Below are 20169 nucleotides of genomic sequence, written 5' to 3'. Positions count from 1 at the left end.
ATGAGTATATATGAACCACCGGCCCGCCCGCATAAACCGGGCGGCTTCGCCCTGTGGCTGGCGCGGGTCAATATGAAACACGGGCGCAAATTTGTCATTGCGATGCCGTATCTATGGCTGATCCTGCTGTTTTTACTGCCGTTCCTGATCGTCTTCAAAATCAGCCTTGCGGAGATGGCGCGCGCGATCCCGCCGTATACCAACCTGATGGAATGGGCCGACGGCCAGCTGACGGTTGCGCTCAACTTTGGCAACTTCCTGCAGCTGACCGACGATCCACTCTATTTTGAGGCTTATTTGCAGTCGCTGCAGGTGGCGGCAATCTCGACGATTTGCTGTCTGCTGCTGGGCTATCCGCTGGCCTGGGCGGTGGCGCACAGTAAACCATCAACGCGCAACATCCTGCTGCTGCTGGTGATCCTGCCATCGTGGACGTCGTTTCTGATTCGTGTCTACGCATGGATGGGGATCCTGAAAAATAACGGCGTGCTGAACAACTTTCTGATGTGGCTGGGGGTGATTGACCAGCCGCTGACGATTCTGCATACCAACCTCGCGGTCTATATCGGGATTGTGTACGCCTATCTGCCGTTTATGGTGCTGCCTATCTACACTGCGCTGACCCGCATTGACTACTCGCTGGTTGAGGCGTCGCTGGATCTCGGCGCACGTCCGCTGAAGACCTTTTTCAGCGTCATCGTACCGTTAACCAAAGGCGGGATTATCGCGGGCTCCATGCTGGTCTTTATCCCGGCGGTAGGGGAGTTTGTGATCCCGGAACTGCTCGGTGGCCCGGACAGCATCATGATTGGGCGCGTGCTGTGGCAGGAGTTCTTTAACAACCGCGACTGGCCGGTAGCCTCGGCGGTGGCGATCGTCATGCTGCTGCTGCTGATCGTGCCGATCATGTGGTTCCATAAATATCAGCAAAAACAGATGGGGGAACACGGATGAACAACCTACCGGTCGTACGATCGCCGTGGCGAATCCTGATTCTGGTGATTGGCTTTACGTTCCTGTATGCGCCAATGCTGATGCTGGTGGTCTATTCGTTTAACAGCTCAAAGCTGGTGACCGTCTGGGCGGGCTGGTCAACGCGCTGGTACGGCGAACTGTTCCGCGACGATGCGATGATGAGCGCGGTGGGGCTAAGCCTGACCATCGCGGCGGCGGCGGCCACGATGGCGGCCATTCTTGGCACCATTGCCGCGGTGGTGATGGTGCGCTTTGGCCGCTTCCGCGGTGCCAACGGCTTTGCCTTTATGATCACCGCGCCGCTGGTTATGCCGGACGTCATTACCGGGCTGTCTCTGCTGCTGCTGTTCGTCGCTTTGGCACACGCCATCGGCTGGCCGGCGGATCGCGGTATGCTGACCATCTGGTTGGCGCACGTCACCTTCTGTACTGCCTACGTGGCGGTGGTTATCTCCTCGCGTCTGCGCGAGCTGGACCGCTCGATCGAAGAGGCGGCGATGGATCTGGGCGCGACGCCGCTGAAGGTCTTCTTCGTGATTACGCTGCCGATGATTATGCCGGCGGTCATTTCCGGCTGGCTGCTGGGCTTTACGCTGTCGCTGGATGACCTGGTCATCGCCAGCTTCGTATCCGGCCCGGGCGCGACGACGCTACCGATGCTGGTCTTCTCCAGCGTGCGCATGGGGGTGAACCCGGAGATTAACGCGCTGGCGTCTCTGATCCTTGGCGTAGTCGGAATTGTCGGATTTATCGCCTGGTATTTGATGGCGCGCGCGGAAAAACAGCGGGTGCGCGATATCCAACGTGCAAGACGCGGATAATCCTCTTAAAATCGATACGGATGTGCAGTCGATGCCGCGAATGTTCGCGGCATCGTTTTCATGGAAGGCAACACATTGGAACTGTTTACTCGAAGCCGTCGGTCGCATGCCCGTCTGAACGTTCCTGCTTTGGTGCAGGTGGCGGCGCTCGCCATTATTTTAATCCGCTGTCTCGACCTGTTGATGATTATCAATCTGCTCGGGCTGAATGGGATTGGCGAATTTATTCATCGCAGCGTTCAGACCTGGACGCTGACGCTGGTGTTTCTCTCCAGCCTGGTGCTGGTGTTCGTTGAAATCGCCTGCGCCTTTTCGTTGGTCAAAGGGCGTAACTGGGCGCGCTGGGTGTACCTGCTGACGCAGGTGATTGCCGCCAGCTACCTGTGGGCTGCATCGCTTGGCTACGGTTACCCGGAGCTGTTCAGCATCGCCGGCGAGTCGAAGCGGGAGATATTCCGTTCGTTGGTGATGCAAAAAATGCCGGATCTGCTGGTGTTATGCCTGCTTTTTGTACCCGCAGCCTCCCGGCGATTTTTCCGCTTACAATAACGGTGATACAATCCACGCCCCTCTTTGTCTCAAGGTTTTTCTATGCAGTGCGCACTCTATGATGCCGATCGTTGCCGTTCATGTCAGTGGATTGAGCAGCCCGTCGCCGAACAGCTGGCCGCCAAAATGGCCGACCTCCAGACGCTGCTGGCGGCGTTCCCCGTGGCGGGATGGTGCGCACCCGTGTCTGGCCCCGAGCAGGGGTTTCGCAATAAAGCCAAAATGGTGGTCAGCGGTAGCGTAGAACGTCCGCTGCTGGGCATGCTGCATCGCGACGGGACGCCGGAAGATCTGACCGACTGTCCACTTTATCCGGCCTCGTTTGCCCCGGTATTTGCTGCGCTCAAACCGTTTATCGCCCGCGCCGGGCTGACGCCCTACAACGTGGCGCGCAGGCGCGGCGAGCTGAAGTACCTGCTGCTGACGGAAAGCCAGCTCGACGGCGGCATGATGCTGCGCTTTGTGCTGCGTTCGGACAGTAAGCTCGCGCAGCTGCGCGCCGCATTACCCTGGCTTCAGGCCCAGCTGCCGCAGCTTAAGGTGATCACCGCCAACATTCAGCCGGTACACATGGCGATTATGGAAGGCGAGCAGGAGATTTTCTTTACCGAGCAGCAGGCGCTGGCGGAGCGGTTTAATGACGTTCCGCTGTGGATTCGCCCGCAGAGCTTCTTCCAGACCAACCCCGCTGTCGCCAGCGCCCTGTACGCCACGGCGCGCGACTGGGTGCGGGCGCTGCCGGTCGATCATATGTGGGATCTGTTTTGCGGCGTCGGCGGCTTTGGGCTGCACTGCGCGACACCGGACATGACCCTGACCGGCATTGAGATTGCCCCGGAGGCTATTGCCTGTGCGAAGCAGTCGGCGGCAGAGCTGGGGCTGGGCAAGCTGCATTTCCAGGCGCTGGATTCGACCCAGTTTGCCACCGCCCAGGCCGCTACTCCGCAACTGGTGCTGGTCAACCCGCCGCGCCGCGGCATTGGCAAAGCGCTGTGCGACTACCTCAGCGCGATGGCGCCGCAGTACCTCGTCTACTCCAGCTGTAATGCGCAGACCATGGCCAAAGATTTTGCCCATCTGCCGGGGTACCGTATCGAGAAAGTACAGCTGTTTGATATGTTCCCGCACACCGCCCATTACGAGGTGTTGACGCTGCTGGTTCGCTGCTAGCGTGCCCAAGCCCGGCAGGTGCAGCGCTGCCGGGCGGTTACAATGGCTAGTGGCTCATGGTCTGAGGCGACATATTGCCTTGCTTCATCTTCTCTCCTTTCATGACCTCTTTTTTCATGCCGTCTTTTTGCATACCGTCTTTGGCCATCTTCTCTTTGCACATCGTGTCCTGGCACATTTTATCGTGGGGTTTGGCCATGCCGTCATGCATTGGCTCGGCGGCGTGCACGCTCGCCATCAGCAGGGCGCCGAGCGCGGCGGTAGCAATCATTATCTTTTTCATCGTCTGTCCTCATGGTTGATGTTGTGCACCGACAGCATCGCGCGCAGCTCATCACCATGTCCTCACGGAAGTTTAAATAAAATGTGATAACTCACGGCGCCCGGCTGGGTTAAGCTTGAAAAAAAGCGTGGGTGGAATGTTATGAATAGCGCAAAGAAAATCTTGCTGGTGGAAGACGACCAGGACATCGCAACTCTGCTGCGGCTCAATTTGCAGGATGAAGGATACCAAATCGTTCACGAGGCGGACGGCACGCGCGCGCTGGCGCAGCTTGAGGCATCGGTCTGGGACGCGGTGATCCTTGATTTAATGCTGCCCGGCGTCGACGGGTTGGAGATCTGCCGCCGCATCCGGCAAATGACGCGCTATTTACCGGTGATCATTATCAGCGCCCGCACCAGTGAAACGCACCGTGTCCTGGGGCTGGAGATGGGGGCCGACGACTACCTGCCGAAACCTTTTTCGGTGCTGGAGTTGATTGCCCGCGTTAAAGCGCTGTTTCGCCGTCAGGAAGCGATGGGGCAGAGCATCCGCCTGGAGAGCGGGGCGATTGCCTGCCACGGTCTGACCATCGATCCGCTCTCCCGTGAAGTGCGGCTGCACGGCGAGTCCGTTGAGCTAACCCCGCGTGAATTTGATCTGCTGTACTGGTTTGCTCGCCATCCGGGAGAGGTCTTTTCGCGTCTGTCGTTGCTCGATAGCGTGTGGGGCTATCAGCATGAAGGGTATGAACACACGGTCAATACCCATATCAACCGCCTGCGGGTGAAAATAGAGAAAGACCCCGCCGAGCCGGAAATCATTCTCACCGTCTGGGGAAAAGGCTATAAGTTTGCCACCGACAAAAGGAAACCTGCACCATGAGCCGACGGTTGAGCCTGAGCCAGCGGCTGACGCTGGTGTTTACCGCCATTTTGCTGCTGTGCGCGATTGCGGCGTGCAGCGTGCAGCTTTACAACAGCAGCCAGTTCGGTAATGCGATGGTTCAGCGGCTGTCGGCGGGCCTGGCGCAGCAAATCGTCAATCGCGAGCCGCTGCTGGATGCGCAGGGTGGCGTTAATCGCCAGACCCTGAAAACGTTGTTTGACCGCCTGATGACGCTTAACCCGAGCGTAGAGCTGTACCTTATCTCGCACGACGGTACGATTGTCGCCGATGCTGCACCGCCTGGCCACATCAAGCGCCAGCAGATTGACCTCGCGCCGCTGCGGGCCTTCCTCGACGGCGCGGCGTGGCCGGTGTACGGCGACGACCCGCGCAGCCAGGATAAACAGAAAGTCTTCAGCGTGGCGCCGGTTTTGCTCAACGGCAACCTGCACGGTTATCTCTACATCATTCTTGAGGGGGAAAACCTCAATGCGCTGGCGGAGAGCGCGTGGCACAAGGCGCTGTGGAGCACCTTCCTTTGGTCGCTGCTGCTGGTGGCGCTGTTTGGCCTGCTGGCGGGAACGCTGGTGTGGTACTGGGTCGCCCGTCCGGTGCGCCAGCTTACCGCCCATGTGCAAGGGGTGGATCAGGACAGCATCAGCGCAATCAGGCAGCTGGCGCAGCAGCCGCTGCAGGCCGATGGCTCTAATGAAGTGGCAATATTGCGTAATACCTATATTGAGCTGGCGCGCAAAATTGCCAGCCAGTGGGATCAGCTTTCCGATAGCGATCGTCAGCGCCGCGAGTTTATTGCCAATATTTCCCATGATTTGCGCACTCCGCTAACCTCACTGCTGGGCTATCTGGAGACGCTATCGATGAAAGCCGACACGCTCTCACCGGAGGATAACCGGCAGTACTTGGCCGTGGCGCTACGCCAGGGGCACAAGGTTCGTCATCTCTCACAGCAGCTGTTTGAGCTGGCGAAGCTGGAGCACGGCGGGATCAAGCCACAGCTCGAACCGTTTGCGATAGGTGAATTAATTCAGGATGTGGCACAGAAATTCGATCTGGCGATTGAGACCCGGCGCTTAACCCTCAAGGTCGAGATCCCGCGCGCGCTGCCGCTGCTGAACGCAGATGTTTCGATGATTGAGCGGGTGGTCACTAACCTGCTGGATAACGCCGTGCGTCACACGCCGCCCGGTGGCACGGTGATGCTGCGCGTCTGGCAGGAAAATGAACGTCTTCAGGTGGAGGTTGCTGACAGCGGGCCTGGCGTCGATGAAGCGCTGCGTGAGGCGTTATTCCAGCGTCCTTCCGCGCTGAGTGCGCAAAGCGTGAGAGAAAATCGCGGTGGCCTGGGGCTGCTGATTGTGCGGCGTATGCTGGAACTGCACGGCGGCAGTATTCGCCTGATGGAGGCCTCTGCGGGCGCTTGCTTCCGCTTTTTCGTGCCGTTATAGATGAGAAAACCCGGTAAGCAGGGCGCTTACCGGGTGAGGGCACTTACTCAGCGAACCATTTGTCGCTGATTTTCTGATAGGTACCGTCTGCTTTAATCGCTTTGAGTGCACCGTTCAGCTGCTCCAGCAGCGCTTTGTTGTCCGGGCGTACCGCGATGCCAAGGCCAATGCCGAAGTACTGCGGATCGGTGACTTTCTCAGTGGCCGCACCCAGCTGCGGGTTCGTTTTCAGCCATTCGTTGACCACGGCGGTATCGCCGAAGACGCCGTCGATACGGCCATTTTTCAGGTCGATAATCGCATTCTGGTAGCTGTCATAGGCGACGGTTTTCACTTCCGGATGCTTGTCCATCAGGTATTTCTGGTGGGTCGTCCCGTTTTCCATACCGATACGTTTGCCTTTCAGGTCATCAAAGGTTTTGAATTCGCCTTTTTTAGCAATCACCAGCGCCGAGTTAGCATAGTAGGCATCGGTAAACGCGACCTGTTTGCTACGCTCAGGCGTGATGTCCATACCGGAGATCACCGCATCGTATTTCTTAAATTTCAGCGCCGGGATCAGGCTGTCAAACGCGTGGTTGGTAAAGGTACATTCGGCCTGAATTTGTTTACACAGCGCGTTAGCAAGGTCGATATCAAAGCCGACGATCTGGTTGTTCGCATCCATGGACTCAAACGGCGGATAGGTAGCGGACACGCCGAAGCTGATTTTTTCTGCGGCTTGGGCGCCTGCGGCAACGGTGGCCAGTAAGGCGGCCAATACTAATTTTTTCATGGATGAGCTCCTGTCTGTCTCGCTTATGGTTGCTGCCCTGCGTGTGGCATGGAGCTACAATGCCACTTAGTGAATTTATATGCAATATAGTTGAGTAAATATTTTCATTGTTGCAAAAAAAAACGGATAGGCCAGCGGCTTATCCGTTTCGGAATTTAATGGTTATGCAAAAACTAGTCGCGGCGCTCGAAGGCCAGCGCTTTGCGCTCAATCAGGCGCATCAGCAGCGTCAGCAGGCCGTTGACGACGAGATACACCAGCCCGGCGGCACCAAAGACCATCACGTCATAGGTGCGTCCGTACAGCAGCTGCCCGTGGCCCATTACCTCCATCAGCGTGATGGTATAGGCCAGCGACGTACTCTTGAACACCAGCACCACTTCGTTGGAGTAGGAAGAGAGCGCACGTTTAAAGGCGTACGGCAGCAGGATCGCCAGCGTATCTTTCTTACTCATCCCCAGCGCGTTACAGGACTGCCACTGGCCTTCCGGAATGGCGCGGATCGCACCAAAGAACAGCTGCGTGGTATAGGCGGCGCTGTTGAGCGACAGGGCAATCAGCGCGCATAGCCACGGCTCGGAGAGCAGATGCCACAGCACCGGATAGTTTTGCAACGTCGGGAACTGACCCGGGCCGTAGTAAATCAGGAAGATCTGCACCAGCAGCGGCGTGCCGGTAAACAGCGTGATGTAGCCGCGTACCAGCCACACCAGCACCGGCGTTTTCAGCGTCAGGATGATGGTGAAGATCAGCGCCAGTACCAGCGCCACCACAATGGAGGCGACGGTCAGCGTCAGGCTGGTATGCAGCCCTTTCATCAGTTCCGGTAAATACTCGAGCATCAGCCTGGTCTCCGTTCGAAGCGAGTGGTACGCAGGTCAATGCGTTTGAGGATGTACTGGCTCAGCAGCGTGATCACCAGATAGATAGCCGCCGCCACGATGTACCAGGTAAACGGCTCCTGGGTACGCGTCGCGATGCTTTTGGTTTGCAGCATCAGGTCGTTCACGCTAATCAGCGATACCAGCGCGGTATCTTTCAGCAATACCAGCCACTGGTTGCCGAGGCCCGGCAGCGCGTGTCGCCACATCTGCGGCATCACCAGACGGAAGAAGATAGCACTTTTCGACATCCCCAGCGCCTGTCCGGATTCCCACTGGCCCGCCGGTACCGCTTTCAGTGCGCCGCGCAGGGTCTGCGAGGCGTAAGCGGCATAGAGCAGGGAGAGGGCAATCACGCCGCACAGGAACGGGCTGACGTCGAAGTTTTCGATCTGCATCTGAACCGGAATCTGCACGATGCCGAGGTTAATCGTAAAACCGTCGGACAGCGTCAACAGCAGCTGTGAAGAGCCGAAGTAGATAAACAGCACCACCAGGATTTCCGGTAGACCGCGCAGCACGGTGACCAGCGCGGAGCCGAGCCATGCGATAGGGCGCCATTTAACCGACTCCCACACCGCAAAGAACATCGCCAGCGCGAGCCCGATAACCAGTGCACAAACGGCAAGGCCGACGGTCATACCGGCGGCGCTTGCTAAAGGAAACATTTCGTTCATCAAGTCTTACTTCTGGAACCATTTAGCGTAGATGGTTTGGTAAGTGCCATCTTTTTTCACTTTTTCCAGCGCAGCGTTAAATTTCTGCTGCAGCTCGGTGTTGCCCTGACGTACGGCAATGCCCAGACCGGTGCCGAAGTAACCTTTGTCGGTCACTTTGTCGCCAACGGCGGCCAGCTTGTCGTTATCTTTCAGCTATTCGGTAACCACGGCGGTGTCGCCGAAGACGGCATCAATACGGCCGTTTTGCAGGTCCAGCTTCGCGTTCTGATAGCTGTCGTAAGGCACGGTGGTAATTTCCGGATGTTTATCCATGATAAATTTCTGGTGCGTGGTGCCGTTCTGTACGCCGACTTTTTTGCCTTTCAGCTGATCGATGCCGGTGAACTTGCCCTTCACGCCGACAAACAGCGCGGAGTTATCATAGTACGGAGTGGTGAACAGAACCTGTTTTTCACGCTCAGGGGTGATATCCATACCGGCCATCACCGCGTCAATACGGCGGAACTTCAGGCTAGGGATCAGGCTATCGAAAGATTGGTTGCTGAAGGTACAGGTCGCGTCGATCTCTTTACACAGCGCGTTGGCCAGATCCACGTCGAAGCCGACGATCTGGTTGTTGGCATCCATCGACTCAAACGGAGGGTAGGATGCTTCGGTCGCAAAACGGATAGTTTGAGCAGCGGCAGCGGAGAGGCTGACGCTAGCGAGCAGCGCGGCAATCAGTACTTTTTTCATGATCATTGTCCTGTTCTCAGTGAGAAAGATAATTTCTAAAAGCCTCGGTCTGTGGGCTGTTAAAGCAGCTTGCATCGCCTTGTTCGACGATATAACCGTTTTCCATGTACACCACGCGGCTGGCGGTCTTGCGTGCCACTTCCACTTCGTGGGTGACGATGACCTGGGTAATGTTGGTTTCAGCCAGTTCATGAATGATGCTGACGATTTGGGCGGTGATTTCCGGATCAAGGGCAGCGGTGGGCTCATCAAACAGCAGCACCTGCGGCTCCATCATCAGCGCGCGGGCGATCGCCACACGCTGCTGCTGACCGCCGGACAGGTGCAGCGGATAGCGGTCGCTGAACGGTTTGAGGCGTAAACGCTCGAGCAGTTTTTCCGCGCGCGCCATCGCCTGATCTTTACTCAGCCCCAGCACGCGGCACGGCGCTTCGATCAGATTCTGAACCACGGTCAGGTGCGGCCAGAGGTTGTACTGCTGGAAGACCATGCCGACGTTTTGACGCAGTTCGCGAATCGCTTTATCTGACGGCGTTTTGGCAAAATCGAAATGATTACCCGCAATCGCCAGAGTACCGGACTTCGGCATCTCCAGCAGATTCAGCACGCGCAGCAGGGAGCTTTTACCCGCGCCGCTTGGGCCAAGCAGTACCAGCGTTTCGCCCTCCGGGCACTGCAGCGTGATGTCGAACAGCGCCTGATGCGCGCCATAAAAGCAGTTAATGCCGTCTAATTTAATGCTCATTGATACCCGTCACGAAAGAGTTGTCCTCGCCCTGGAAACGCCAGGTGCTTACTCTGCTGCCGCTCTTACATTTCCCCGCTGAAGGTATCAGCCGTAGAGGAATTATCAGCAATTGAGGCCGCAAATAGTACCTTTGACAGAATAGTTATGCAATATTTGTGCGTTAAAACTTAAATATAAACCAACTTTTCTTTTAAAGTTAGCACAAAATAACGGTCGGGGTGGGCGCGGGGTATAAATGTCGGCATTCCACGGAGAATGCCAGACATTTTGCCGGGATAAAGGATATAGCAGAATTTGTTTACACTTTATTAACGTTTTTCGAGAGATTGGCGCAGCGTGCCCGCTGGCGCGTGGCTATTGTTGCCGAGATAACGCACGTCATCCACCGCCCAGCACTGACCTTCGCGAATCATCAGCACTTCGTCTTTCCAGCTTTGGGTTCCCTGTTTCAAGTCGACGCGTAACGGAATATTGCGCGCGTCGGTGTTAGGAATGGTCGAGGCGCTGGCGACGTCGGCGCTATCCGGTACGGCGGTGCTGCTGGAGAACAGCCCCGACTGCATCAGCGTGCGCGTGCTGGCGTCCTGGCTGCTGTCGCTCAGCAGTTTGGCCAGCCCATCGCTCAGATACGGCCGCAGCGCGGTGTAGTCGCTGGTCCGACGCTGGATCTGGCTGTCATAAAATTTTTGTGCCACGGTGTCCGGGCCGCCTTCCACGCATTGCCCGACGCGCGCGCCGGTATCTTTGTAAGCAGGGGTGACGGTGGTACAGGCGCTCAGCAGCAGCGCGGCAGGGAGGATAAATGCAAGGTTGGAGTAACGCATAGTGATTCCTTGTTAGCCGTCTCAACATTAGTCGCTTCTACGCCGGGGGCCGGCGTATCAACCGCCGCCATGCGGCGGGCGAGATTTACGTATACGATAATGGAGTAATCCCTTTTCAAGCATAGCGTATCGGTCCGATAATGTGTTTAGCACTAAGCGCTAAGGCATTGAACGTTAACGAAGGAGCTGTCCATGCAATTTTCAACTACCCCCACCCTCGAAGGGCAACCAATTGTCGAATACTGCGGCGTGGTGACCGGCGAGGCGATTCTGGGCGCGAATATTTTTCGCGATTTTTTCGCCGGCATTCGCGATATTGTTGGCGGACGTTCGGGCGCGTATGAAAAAGAGCTGCGCAAAGCGCGTGAGATTGCCTTTAAAGAACTCGGCGAGCAGGCCGCAGCGCTGGGCGCTGATGCGGTTGTCGGGATTGATATCGATTATGAAACCGTGGGCAAAGACAGCAGCATGCTGATGGTGAGCGTGAGCGGTACGGCGGTCAAAACGCGCAAATGAAACGTTTTCTGACCGTAATGATGCTGGCGATGCTGCTGGCGGGGTGTGCCGGGGAAGAAAAAAAAGCGGTCATTGAAAAGCCTGGATACGTGCTGGATACCAGCCGTTCCGCGCCTGCCGCTTATCCACGCGTTAAGGTACTGGTTATTCACTATACGGCGGATGATTTCGACGGTTCGCTGACCACGCTAACCGGTCAGCAGGTCAGCGTGCACTATCTCATTCCCGCGGTGCCGCCGCTAACGCGCGGCAAGCCGCGAATCTGGCGGCTGGTGCCGGAGTCAGAGCTTGCCTGGCATGCCGGTGTGAGCTTCTGGCGCGGCGCGACGCGCATCAACGACACGTCAATCGGTATCGAGCTGGAAAACCTCGGCTGGCAGAAGTCGGGGGGGACGAAGTCCTTCACGCCGTTTGAACCGACGCAAATCCAGGCGTTAATACCGCTGGCGAAAGACATCATCAAGCGCTACAACATTGAGCCGCAAAACGTGGTGGCGCATTCGGATATCGCGCCGCAGCGTAAGGATGATCCGGGCCCGCTGTTCCCGTGGCAGGCGCTGGCGCAGCAGGGGATCGGCGCGTGGCCGGATGCCAGCCGCGTGGCCTTCTATTTGAACGGCCGCTCGCCAAATGCGCCAATTGCCTCATATACCCTGCTGGATTTGCTGGCGCGCTATGGCTACGACGTCAAACCGAATATGACGCGAATGCAGCAGATGCGGGTGATTGCCGCCTTCCAGATGCATTTCCGCCCGGCGCGCTATGACGGCGTAGCGGATATGGAAAGCCTGGCGATTGCCGAGGCGCTGCTGGAAAAATACGGCCAGGGCTAAGCCCTAACGGTGCAGCTTGCCGTGATCCTCAAGCCAGGCGGCGGTACGAATAATACCGTCGTCCAGCGAAACGACCGGCTCGTAGCCTAGCTCTTCGCGGGCGCGGCTGATATCGAGCGTAAAGTCAAAGTTGAGCTTCGATACCCCGTAGTGGGTCAGCGACGGTTCTTTGGCAGATTTATTGCCAAACCGCTCCATGCTGCGGGCAATCATATCCAGCATGGGGTAAGGCACGGAGCGAATGCGGCAGGTGATATCCAGTTCGTCAATTAAGCGCTCAACGATGCTGCGCAGCGTGCGGGGTTCGCCGTTGGTAATGTTATAGGCGCGGCCTGAAGGCAGGTCGTCACAGCGCGGCTGGCTGGCGAGCCACATGGCGTGGGCGGCGTTCTCGTAGTAGGTCATGTCGACCATCGCGTGGCCGCCGCGCGGCAGCAGCACGCTGCCGTAATGGTGCATCATCTGCGCCAGGCGCGGAATAAACACTTTATCGTGCGGGCCAAAGACGCTCTGCGGACGCAGAATGGTGAAACGCGTGTTCGGGTTTGCCTGCGCCAGCATCTGAATGACCTCTTCGCTGGCGGCTTTGCTGCGGGCAAATTCGTTGGCAAAACGGTGAGGACGAAAATCTTCTTTGATGTCCCGATGATGGTGGTAGTCAAAGTAGAGCGACGGCGACGAGATATGGATAAAGTTGCGTACGCCCCAGGCGACAGCCCATTCTCCCAGACGGCGGGTGGCACGGACGTTGGCGAGGTCAAACGCGGCCTGGGTGCCCCACGGCGAGGTGAAGCTAGAGCAGTGCCACAGGGTGTCGACGCCGGCCAGCATCACTTTGGCCTGAGAGGAGACCAGCTCGGTCAGGTCAGCATGGACGAATTCGGCGCCCATTTTCTCCAGCAGTTTGCCCATCGCTTCATTGCGACCGCTCGCTCTGACGCTAATGCCCTTACGGCGCAGATACTCAACTGCGTTTCTGCCTAATCCGCTCGTGGCGCCGGTGACCAGTACCTTCATAATCATCCACAGTGTTAAAAAAGAGTTTCGTGCGCATTCTTCCGTTTATTTCACTCGTATGCAATGGGAAACTAAGACGAAAAAGGGTTAATGCGCATTTTTTCCTGTGACTTCTTCTGCCAGGCGGGCAATACGCCGTGCCATTCCGCGGAAGATGAACAGATGTGCTGGAATCATCAACAACCAGTAGAGTAATCCTGGCATACCGTGCGGATGCCACCAGGCGCGCACGTCAAGTTCCCGATGGCTGCCTTTGTCGACCATCGTGAAGCTCAGGCGACCAAGGCCGGGCGCCTTCATGCCGAAGAGGAGCGTCAGCGCTTTTTCGGGTTCAACAATGATCACTTTCCAGCTGTCGACCGCATCGCCGGGCTGAAGCAGCGGGCGCTCCGGGCGCCCTTTCGCCAGTCGGTGTCCCACCAGCAGATCCATTGCCGCGCGCGTTTTCCAAAGTATATTGCCAAAGAAATAGCCTTCTTTACCGCCCAGACGGTTAACCACCGCCCATAGTGCGGTCAGGCTGGCGGACGTGCTGACGGTAAAGCCGGCCTGTTTGGCAAAAAATCCGTATTCCGGACGCCAGCGAGCGAAAGCCTGCGCGTCGTAGCCCCAGTCGCTGGAGTTGACCAGGCTTTTCTCTTCTTCAAGCGTACGGCGTACCGCCTCATCGAACGGGATCAGCGTTTGTGGGATCAGCGCGCGCAGGGTGCGATCGTCAGCCAGCAGATCGTGCTTCAGCCCCTGGATCAGGGCCTTGGCGATCGTGGGCGGAACGGAGGTGATCACGTTAAGGAACCACACCGAGATCCAGCGAGTGGGGAAGGGAATCGGAATCAGTGGGCGATGACGGCCGCTGACCGCCATAAAATGTTCAAACTGCTGCTGGTAGGTCAGCTCTTCCGGCCCGGCGGCTTCAAACACGCGATGCTCGGGAGACGGATGGTTGAGCAGTTCGACCAGATAGAACAGCAGATTTTCCAGCGCAATCGGCGTGGTGCGCGAGCGCACCCAGCGCGGCGGCGTCAGTATCGGCAGGTTGTAGACCATGTCACGCATCACTTCAAACGCCGCGGAGCCCGCGCCGACGATGATCCCGGCACGCACTTCGCTTACCGGCACGCCCGCATCGCGCAGAATATCGGCGGTTAACTGACGGGCGCGCAGGTGCGGCGATTGTTCGTGCGCCGGCGCTTGTAAAGAGCTCAGGAAAATCAGCTGGTTAACTGGACTTACCCGCAGCGCAGCGCGCACGTTTTCCGCTACCCGGCGTTCGTGCTCGAGAAAATCCTGGCTCTCGCCCATGCCGTGAACCAGGTAGTAGACGGTCTCGACGCCGCTCAGCAGCGCCGAGAGGTCGGCGGTTTTTTCGAGATCAACCGAATGGCAGGTGACGCCGGGCAGATTGCGCTTTTGTAGCCGTTCAACGCGACGTGCCACCGCCCGCACGGCATAGCCGTGCTGGCTTAATTCAGACACCAGATGCTGACCAATGTAGCCGCTGGCGCCAAAAACCAGAACAGACTGCGACACGTTGTCTCCTTAGCGGGCTAAAAAGGCTTTCCAGTGACCCACGACTTCCGTCAGCTGCTGGCGGTTGACGTCGAGATGCGTCACCAGGCGTACGATCGGCGACGCGTTTATCAGCACGCCGCGCGCCTGCATAAATTCGCCCAGCGCCGCGGCGTTTTCTTCACCCACCCGGACGAACAGCATATTGGTGTCGTGGCGCATGACATCGGCACCGGCCTCGCGCAGTTCGGCGGCAAGCCAGGCGGCGTTATCGTGATCGTCCTGCAGGCGAGCGACGTTGTTTTGCAATGCGTACAGCCCTGCGGCGGCTAAAATCCCGGCCTGGCGCATGCCGCCGCCGGTCATTTTACGCCAGCGGTTGGCGCGTTTGATGTAGTCGTGATCCCCGACCAGCAGCGAGCCGACCGGCGTGCCCAATCCTTTGGACAAACAGATGGTGAACGAGTCACAGTATTGGGCGATGTCCTTCAGCTCACAGCCGTAGCTGACCAGCGCGTTGAAAATACGCGCGCCGTCGACGTGCAGCGCCAACCCGCGCGCACGGGTGAAGTCCCAGGCCTCTTTGAGATAGGCGCGCGGCAGTACTTTGCCGTTGTGGGTGTTTTCAATACTCAACAGCCGGGTGCGGGCGAAGTGAATATCGTCGGCTTTGATTTTGGCCGCGACTTTATCCAGCGGCAGCGTGCCATCACCGGCGGCGTCAATCGGCTGCGGCTGAATACTGCCCAGCACCGCCGCGCCGCCCGCTTCGTACAGATAGTTATGCGCCCCCTGGCCGACGATGTACTCCTCGCCGCGTTCACAGTGGCTCAGCAGCGCCACCAGGTTGGCCTGGGTGCCGGTAGGCAGGAACAGCGCCGCCTCTTTGCCGGCCAGCTCGGCGACGTACTGCTGAAGGGCATTCACGGTGGGATCATCACCATACACATCATCGCCGACCGGCGCGGCCATCATGGTATCCAGCATGGCGCGCGTCGGGCGGGTTACGGTATCACTGCGTAAATCAATCACGGCATTTCCTTTTTAAACTCGGAAGAATGCCCTCTGTTTTACCTGAGCCAGTTGGTTTTCGCCAGTTCGATCACTTCATCACCGCGTCCGCTGATGATGGCGCGCAGCATATACAGGCTAAAGCCTTTTGCTTGCTCCAGTTTGACCTGCGGCGGAATGGCCAGCTCCTCTTTCGCGACAACGACGTCGACCAGCACTGGGCCATCGATGCTGAAGGCGCGCTGCAAAGCCTCGTCGACGTCAGCGGCTTTCTCCACGCGAATGCCGGGAATACCGCAGGCCTCAGCAATGCGCGCAAAGTTCGTGTCGTGCAGCTCGGTACCGTCGGTCAGATAACCGCCAGCCTTCATCTCCATCGCCACAAAGCCCAATACGCTGTTGTTAAAGACCACGATTTTAATCGGCAGCTTCATCTGCACCACTGAAAGGAAATCGCCCATCAGCATGCTAAAGCCGCCGTCGCCGCACATCGCCACCACCTGGCGCCCCGGTTCTGTCGCCTGCGCGCCCAGCGCCTGCGGCATGGCGTTGGCCATGGAGCCATGGTTGAAGGAGCCGAGCAGGCGGCGCTTGCCGTTCATCTGCAAATAGCGGGCGGCCCATACCGTTGGCGTGCCAACGTCGCAGGTGAAAATGGCGTCTTCGGCGGCAAAATGGCTAATCTGCTGCGCCAGATACTGCGGGTGAATCACTTTGTCGCTGGGCTTCGCCAGATCGTCGAGTCCCTTGCGCGCGCTGTGATAGTGCTCCAGCGCTTTGTCGAGGAAGCGGCGATCGTTTTTCTCTTCCAGCAGCGGCAGCAGCGCGGCTAAGGTGGCTTTGACATCGCCAACCAGCGCCATATCCACTTTGCTGTGCGCGCCGATGCTGGCAGGGTTGATATCTATCTGAATGATGGTGCTTTCTGTGGGATAGAACGGGCGGTACGGGAACTGCGTGCCGAGCAGTATGAGCGTATCGGCGTTCATCATGGCATGGAAGCCGGAGGAGAAGCCGATCAGCCCGGTCATGCCGACGTCGTAAGGGTTATCGTATTCAACGTGTTCTTTACCGCGCAGCGCGTGAACAATCGGGGATTTAAGCTTTTCGGCAAACGCCGTCAGCTCGTCGTGCGCCCCGGCGCAGCCGCTGCCGCACAGCAGCGTAATATTGCGCGACGATTTCAGCTTCTCGGCCAGCTTTTCCAGCTCGCTGTGTGGCGGCGTAACAATAGGATGCGGGGCCGGGTACCACTGACTGCTGGCATTTTCCGGCGCGGCCTTCAGCGCTACGTCGCCCGGCAGAACCACCACCGATACGCCGCGATTAAGCACCGCCTTGCGCATCGCAATCGCCAGCACCTGCGGAATTTGCTCCGGCGTGGAGACCAGCTCGCAGTAGTGGCTGCATTCACGGAATAGCTCCTGCGGGTGCGTCTCCTGAAAATAGCCGCTGCCAATTTCACTCGACGGAATATGTGCGGCGATGGCGAGCACGGGAACGTGGTTACGGTGACAGTCAAACAGCCCGTTAATCAGGTGCAGGTTACCCGGCCCGCACGATCCTGCGCAGACCGCCAGTTCGCCGGTCAGCTGTGCTTCGGCCCCGGCGGCAAAGGCGGCCACCTCTTCATGGCGCGTGGGCATCCAGGCAATCGTGCCCATCCGGTTCAGGCTGTCGCTCAGGCCGTTGAGCGAATCGCCCGTTACGCCCCAGATACGTTTGACGCCTGCCTGTTCGAGCGTTTTGGCGATGTAGTTGGCTACGGTTTGTTTCATGGTTTTCCATCTCCTGAAGTGTGATAGCGGTTACAAGTTTAGATGAATCTCATCGTTTCGCCGGAAAAATACCCTTATTTTCAGCGGGTATATTTTGTAAATGAGAAGCAGTAACGTGGTGTTCTACAGGGATAAAACAGGGAAAAACGAAAATGATCACAACATTGTTAAATGCGGTAAATCGCACGCTGGCGTGCGATGATTTCGGCAAGCTGCTGCTGCGTCTGGTGGTTGGCGGGCTGATGCTGTTCCACGGGCTACACAAATTGTTTGACGGCGTGGATGGTATTAGCGCGATGCTGGTGGCAAAAGGGCTGCCGGGCTTTATTGCCTACGGCGTACTGATGGGGGAAGTGGTCGCACCCATCCTGTTGATCCTCGGCGTGCTGACGCGCCCGGCGGCGCTGGTGCTGGCGTTTACGATGGTTGTTGCCTGGCTGATGGTTGGCCTGGATAAAACGGCCGCGCTGGATAAAACCGGGGCGTGGGCAATTGAAAGCCTGGTCTATTTCTTTGTCGCCGGGCTGGCCATTGCGTTTCTGGGGGCGGGGAAATACGCGCTGGGCGCAAAGTCGTCCTGGCAGTAGCCCCCTCTGGTCACACCGTTTCAGAGCTGAAGACGCGTTTCTTCGGCTCTTTTTTTTGCGCTATATAGCGCTTGTTCAGACGGTGAGTGAATAACATTCTCAGCGTAAAAAGTGATATATTTCACATATAATTAACATTCATTTTACTTTTGAGTAAACCCCGCCGCGCGTTATGTTAGCCTGTTTCAAGCCAGCCTATGCTCGATGTGTGCGCCAGGGCAGGGGCCGGTGTTTCGCCCTATGTACTGACAATTCACAGGAGAATATGAATGACGCTGATATCCGTCACAATCCTCACCGGTTTTTTGGGTGCGGGTAAGACGACGCTGTTAAAACGCGTTCTGCATGAAGCGCATGGGCATAAATATGCGGTGATTGAAAACGAGTTTGGCGAAGAAAATATTGATAATGACATTCTGGTGTCCGACGGCGAAGAAACAATCGTCCAGATGAGCAACGGCTGTATTTGCTGCTCAATACGCGATGATTTGCGCACTACGCTCACCATGCTGGCGGCTAAAAGGCATGATGGAACGCTGGATTTTGACCGCGTATTTATTGAAACCACGGGGCTGGCCGACCCGGGGCCGGTGGTGCAGACATTCTTTATGGATGAAGAGATTGTCGCCAATTACCACCTGGATGCGGTGATTACGCTGGTAGATGCGAAGCACGCGGAACAGCAGCTTGATGAACGCCCGGAAGCCCGGCGACAGGTGGGGTTTGCCGATCGGATTTTTATCAGCAAAGCGGATTTGGTCAGCGAGGCATCGCGGCAGCGTTTGATCGCCCGGCTGCGAAAAATGAACCCACGGGCGGGGGTCGAAACCGCGCATTTTGGTGACGTACCTCTGGACAACGTGCTGAATGTACAAGGGTTTAACCTCAATGCGGTACTGGATATTTACCCGGAGGAAGACAACCACGGGCACTGTCATCACGAGCACGGTCACTGTGAGCATGACCACCATCATGATGATGTGAGCAGTTTTGTTTACCGCGCGGAGAAGCCCTTCGATCCCGCACGGTTAGAGCGTTTCCTCGGCGCGGTGGTGCAGGTACATGGGCCGCAAATGCTGCGCTATAAAGGGGTGCTCAATATGCAAGGCACCGATCGCAAGGTCATTTTTCAGGGCGTGCATCAGGTAATGGGCAGCGACCTGGGGCCGACGTGGGCGGTGGATGAGCGGCGTGAAAGCCGGATGGTGTTTATTGGCGTCTCTCTTCCGCGAGATATTCTGGAGGCGGCGCTAGATCAGTCACTGGCTTAAGGCTATGATCGGCGAGAATTTAATATCGTTACGGTTAGCAAAGGAAACGCTTAATGAAGTTTGCTCTCGATCGGACCTCATCCGTCCCGTTGTACAGCCAGATCAAACAGGCCTTGATTGAGGAACTGCAGGATACCGAAAAAGTCGCGGATATCGTGCTAACGGAAGACAGTTTGATCAAACGGTTCCATGTCAGCCGGGCGCCGATACGGCAGGCATTGAAAGAGCTTGAGGATGAAGGTTATGTCGTCAGGCACAGAGCGAAGGGGACGTTTCCCGTACGGGGCGTCAATGTCAGTCTCTCTCCGGCCCTGGAGCTGGGAGGCATCAGCCGCTATTTAACCGAGCAAGGGCTGAAGCCGACGTCTCGCGTTGTGACGCTGGCGCGCGTGGCGGCACCGCAAGAGGTGAATGACATTCTGGAACTGGATTCGTCGACGAAACTGCTGTTTGTTCAGCGGGTTATTTTCGTCAAGGGGACGCCTTTAGTCTGGAGCTCGACGTATCTGCATACGCCGTCCGACTATCTGCCGAATATCAACGAGCTTGAAGAAGCCGGAACGATGTTTGCGCTCGTGGATAAGCAGCTTGGGCTGACGTTCACCCGTGGGGTGCAGAATATCTGGGCGACGGCGGCCAGTCAGGAAGAAGCAAAGGCGCTGGATGTTGCACCCGGCTCGCCGGTGATGGTGGCGGTAACCACGTTGTATTCCCGCGAAGGCAAACCGGCAGGGTGGCGTCGCGCGGTGCATCGCGCCGATGATTTTAAGTACACGTTTGGGTTAAACCGATAGCTAATTTTTTTAAATGCTATTGTTATAATAATCTAACATTAGACTAATCTATTGTTAGGTTACCTGAGGAAAGGTACCG

General features: G+C 57.3%; 21 protein-coding genes and 1 pseudogene. 11 read left to right on the top strand and 11 right to left on the bottom strand.

The genetic code is table 11. The features are described 5' to 3' along the window. The 4 genes from potH to rlmC are packed head-to-tail and all read left to right on the top strand — an operon-like array spanning position 1 to position 3515. On the top strand, positions 1-954 hold the full coding sequence (gene potH / locus H7R76_RS15995; RefSeq protein ID WP_182965784.1) for a putrescine ABC transporter permease PotH: 954 nt from the start codon (positions 1-3) through the stop codon (positions 952-954). Further along, on the top strand, positions 951-1796 hold the full coding sequence (gene potI, locus H7R76_RS15990) for a putrescine ABC transporter permease PotI (protein WP_106924495.1): 846 nt from the start codon (positions 951-953) through the stop codon (positions 1794-1796). Before potH ends, potI begins: the two co-directional genes overlap by 4 nt. A 60-nt stretch (positions 1797-1856) precedes the next feature. Next, positions 1857-2345: a YbjO family protein gene (locus H7R76_RS15985; protein WP_106924494.1), complete on the top strand. Its 489-nt coding sequence runs from the start codon at positions 1857-1859 to the stop codon at positions 2343-2345. Between the two features lie 42 nt (positions 2346-2387). Beyond that, positions 2388-3515 carry a 23S rRNA (uracil(747)-C(5))-methyltransferase RlmC gene (rlmC, locus tag H7R76_RS15980; protein WP_106924493.1) on the top strand — a complete coding sequence of 376 codons (1128 nt, stop codon included), beginning with the start codon at positions 2388-2390 and terminating at the stop codon, positions 3513-3515. A gap of 46 nt (positions 3516-3561) precedes the next feature. Here the strand turns inward: rlmC and H7R76_RS15975 are convergent, their stop codons facing one another. Beyond that, complete coding sequence (locus H7R76_RS15975; protein ID WP_182965782.1) at positions 3562-3798, bottom strand: pentapeptide MXKDX repeat protein; 237 nt, start codon at positions 3796-3798, stop codon at positions 3562-3564. A gap of 141 nt (positions 3799-3939) precedes the next feature. Here H7R76_RS15975 and H7R76_RS15970 point away from each other — a divergent pair, with 141 nt between their 5' ends. Then, positions 3940-4662 (top strand): response regulator, encoded by a 723-nt coding sequence (locus H7R76_RS15970; RefSeq protein ID WP_182929215.1) that lies wholly within the window; start codon positions 3940-3942, stop codon positions 4660-4662. Beyond that, a complete protein-coding gene (locus H7R76_RS15965) occupies positions 4659-6131 on the top strand; it encodes a sensor histidine kinase (protein WP_106924490.1) in 1473 nt (490 codons plus the stop codon). Before H7R76_RS15970 ends, H7R76_RS15965 begins: the two co-directional genes overlap by 4 nt. A gap of 43 nt (positions 6132-6174) precedes the next feature. On the opposite strand, the gene artJ is transcribed toward H7R76_RS15965, so the two are convergent. From artJ to H7R76_RS15935, 6 genes and pseudogenes are all read right to left on the bottom strand, one after another. Next, on the bottom strand, positions 6175-6906 hold the full coding sequence (gene artJ / locus H7R76_RS15960) for an arginine ABC transporter substrate-binding protein ArtJ (RefSeq protein WP_106924489.1): 732 nt from the start codon (positions 6904-6906) through the stop codon (positions 6175-6177). A 173-nt stretch (positions 6907-7079) separates the two neighbouring features. Further along, positions 7080-7748: an arginine ABC transporter permease ArtM gene (gene artM / locus H7R76_RS15955; RefSeq protein ID WP_106924488.1), complete on the bottom strand. Its 669-nt coding sequence runs from the start codon at positions 7746-7748 to the stop codon at positions 7080-7082. Next, positions 7748-8464 carry an arginine ABC transporter permease ArtQ gene (gene artQ / locus H7R76_RS15950; RefSeq protein ID WP_106924487.1) on the bottom strand — a complete coding sequence of 239 codons (717 nt, stop codon included), beginning with the start codon at positions 8462-8464 and terminating at the stop codon, positions 7748-7750. The genes artM and artQ overlap by 1 nt, the downstream gene beginning before the upstream one ends. Positions 8465-8470: 6 nt before the next feature. Beyond that, positions 8471-9202, bottom strand: a pseudogene (artI, locus tag H7R76_RS15945) (arginine ABC transporter substrate-binding protein ArtI). Positions 9203-9218: 16 nt separating this feature from the next. Continuing rightward, positions 9219-9947, bottom strand: coding sequence for an arginine ABC transporter ATP-binding protein ArtP (gene artP / locus H7R76_RS15940; RefSeq protein WP_106924485.1), 729 nt, complete (start codon positions 9945-9947; stop codon positions 9219-9221). 311 nt (positions 9948-10258) lie between these two features. Further along, entirely contained in the window at positions 10259-10774 is a 516-nt protein-coding gene (locus tag H7R76_RS15935; protein WP_106924484.1) for a lipoprotein, read from the bottom strand. Positions 10775-10966: 192 nt separating this feature from the next. Here H7R76_RS15935 and H7R76_RS15930 point away from each other — a divergent pair, with 192 nt between their 5' ends. After that, the gene (locus H7R76_RS15930; RefSeq protein WP_106924483.1) at positions 10967-11290 is read left to right on the top strand and encodes a heavy metal-binding domain-containing protein; all 324 of its coding nucleotides are present in this window, start codon (positions 10967-10969) and stop codon (positions 11288-11290) included. Further along, positions 11287-12123, top strand: coding sequence for an N-acetylmuramoyl-L-alanine amidase (locus H7R76_RS15925; protein WP_106924482.1), 837 nt, complete (start codon positions 11287-11289; stop codon positions 12121-12123). The genes H7R76_RS15930 and H7R76_RS15925 overlap by 4 nt, the downstream gene beginning before the upstream one ends. Positions 12124-12126: 3 nt before the next feature. Here H7R76_RS15925 and H7R76_RS15920 read toward each other — a convergent pair whose 3' ends face one another. From H7R76_RS15920 to poxB, 4 genes are all read right to left on the bottom strand, one after another. Continuing rightward, positions 12127-13140 (bottom strand): 3-beta-hydroxysteroid dehydrogenase, encoded by a 1014-nt coding sequence (locus H7R76_RS15920; RefSeq protein ID WP_106924797.1) that lies wholly within the window; start codon positions 13138-13140, stop codon positions 12127-12129. Between the two features lie 87 nt (positions 13141-13227). Next, entirely contained in the window at positions 13228-14670 is a 1443-nt protein-coding gene (locus H7R76_RS15915) for an SDR family oxidoreductase (protein WP_182965780.1), read from the bottom strand. A 9-nt stretch (positions 14671-14679) separates the two neighbouring features. Further along, positions 14680-15681 (bottom strand): low-specificity L-threonine aldolase, encoded by a 1002-nt coding sequence (gene ltaE / locus H7R76_RS15910; protein ID WP_182965778.1) that lies wholly within the window; start codon positions 15679-15681, stop codon positions 14680-14682. Positions 15682-15719: 38 nt separating this feature from the next. Further along, positions 15720-17438 carry a ubiquinone-dependent pyruvate dehydrogenase gene (poxB, locus tag H7R76_RS15905; protein ID WP_106924479.1) on the bottom strand — a complete coding sequence of 573 codons (1719 nt, stop codon included), beginning with the start codon at positions 17436-17438 and terminating at the stop codon, positions 15720-15722. Between the two features lie 152 nt (positions 17439-17590). Here poxB and H7R76_RS15900 point away from each other — a divergent pair, with 152 nt between their 5' ends. The 3 genes from H7R76_RS15900 to H7R76_RS15890 all read left to right on the top strand — a co-directional run bounded on the left by H7R76_RS15900 (position 17591) and on the right by H7R76_RS15890 (position 20090). After that, entirely contained in the window at positions 17591-18025 is a 435-nt protein-coding gene (locus H7R76_RS15900; RefSeq protein ID WP_182965776.1) for a DoxX family protein, read from the top strand. Positions 18026-18294: 269 nt separating this feature from the next. Beyond that, positions 18295-19296 carry a CobW family GTP-binding protein gene (locus H7R76_RS15895; protein WP_106924477.1) on the top strand — a complete coding sequence of 334 codons (1002 nt, stop codon included), beginning with the start codon at positions 18295-18297 and terminating at the stop codon, positions 19294-19296. Between the two features lie 53 nt (positions 19297-19349). Next, a complete protein-coding gene (locus H7R76_RS15890; RefSeq protein WP_182965774.1) occupies positions 19350-20090 on the top strand; it encodes a GntR family transcriptional regulator in 741 nt (246 codons plus the stop codon). The last annotated feature ends 79 nt before the right edge of the window (positions 20091-20169 follow it).

Source organism: Klebsiella sp. WP8-S18-ESBL-06, assembly GCF_014169755.1.
Classification (GTDB): Bacteria; Pseudomonadota; Gammaproteobacteria; order Enterobacterales; family Enterobacteriaceae; genus Kluyvera; species Kluyvera ascorbata_B.
This window is presented reverse-complemented; position numbering and strand designations above follow the sequence as displayed.

Coding starts and splice junctions, on each gene's coding strand:
- H7R76_RS15925 (WP_106924482.1), top strand. CDS start 11,287: ATGAAACGTTTTCTGACCGTAATGATGCTGGCGATGCTGCTGGCGGGG.
- H7R76_RS15935 (WP_106924484.1), bottom strand. CDS start 10,774: ATGCGTTACTCCAACCTTGCATTTATCCTCCCTGCCGCGCTGCTGCTG.
- H7R76_RS15890 (WP_182965774.1), top strand. CDS start 19,350: ATGAAGTTTGCTCTCGATCGGACCTCATCCGTCCCGTTGTACAGCCAG.
- H7R76_RS15895 (WP_106924477.1), top strand. CDS start 18,295: ATGACGCTGATATCCGTCACAATCCTCACCGGTTTTTTGGGTGCGGGT.
- H7R76_RS15900 (WP_182965776.1), top strand. CDS start 17,591: ATGATCACAACATTGTTAAATGCGGTAAATCGCACGCTGGCGTGCGAT.
- H7R76_RS15975 (WP_182965782.1), bottom strand. CDS start 3,798: ATGAAAAAGATAATGATTGCTACCGCCGCGCTCGGCGCCCTGCTGATG.
- H7R76_RS15965 (WP_106924490.1), top strand. CDS start 4,659: ATGAGCCGACGGTTGAGCCTGAGCCAGCGGCTGACGCTGGTGTTTACC.
- artQ (WP_106924487.1), bottom strand. CDS start 8,464: ATGAACGAAATGTTTCCTTTAGCAAGCGCCGCCGGTATGACCGTCGGC.
- potI (WP_106924495.1), top strand. CDS start 951: ATGAACAACCTACCGGTCGTACGATCGCCGTGGCGAATCCTGATTCTG.
- H7R76_RS15970 (WP_182929215.1), top strand. CDS start 3,940: ATGAATAGCGCAAAGAAAATCTTGCTGGTGGAAGACGACCAGGACATC.
- H7R76_RS15920 (WP_106924797.1), bottom strand. CDS start 13,140: ATGAAGGTACTGGTCACCGGCGCCACGAGCGGATTAGGCAGAAACGCA.
- H7R76_RS15985 (WP_106924494.1), top strand. CDS start 1,857: ATGGAAGGCAACACATTGGAACTGTTTACTCGAAGCCGTCGGTCGCAT.
- rlmC (WP_106924493.1), top strand. CDS start 2,388: ATGCAGTGCGCACTCTATGATGCCGATCGTTGCCGTTCATGTCAGTGG.
- potH (WP_182965784.1), top strand. CDS start 1: ATGAGTATATATGAACCACCGGCCCGCCCGCATAAACCGGGCGGCTTC.
- H7R76_RS15930 (WP_106924483.1), top strand. CDS start 10,967: ATGCAATTTTCAACTACCCCCACCCTCGAAGGGCAACCAATTGTCGAA.
- artM (WP_106924488.1), bottom strand. CDS start 7,748: ATGCTCGAGTATTTACCGGAACTGATGAAAGGGCTGCATACCAGCCTG.
- artJ (WP_106924489.1), bottom strand. CDS start 6,906: ATGAAAAAATTAGTATTGGCCGCCTTACTGGCCACCGTTGCCGCAGGC.
- artP (WP_106924485.1), bottom strand. CDS start 9,947: ATGAGCATTAAATTAGACGGCATTAACTGCTTTTATGGCGCGCATCAG.
- poxB (WP_106924479.1), bottom strand. CDS start 17,438: ATGAAACAAACCGTAGCCAACTACATCGCCAAAACGCTCGAACAGGCA.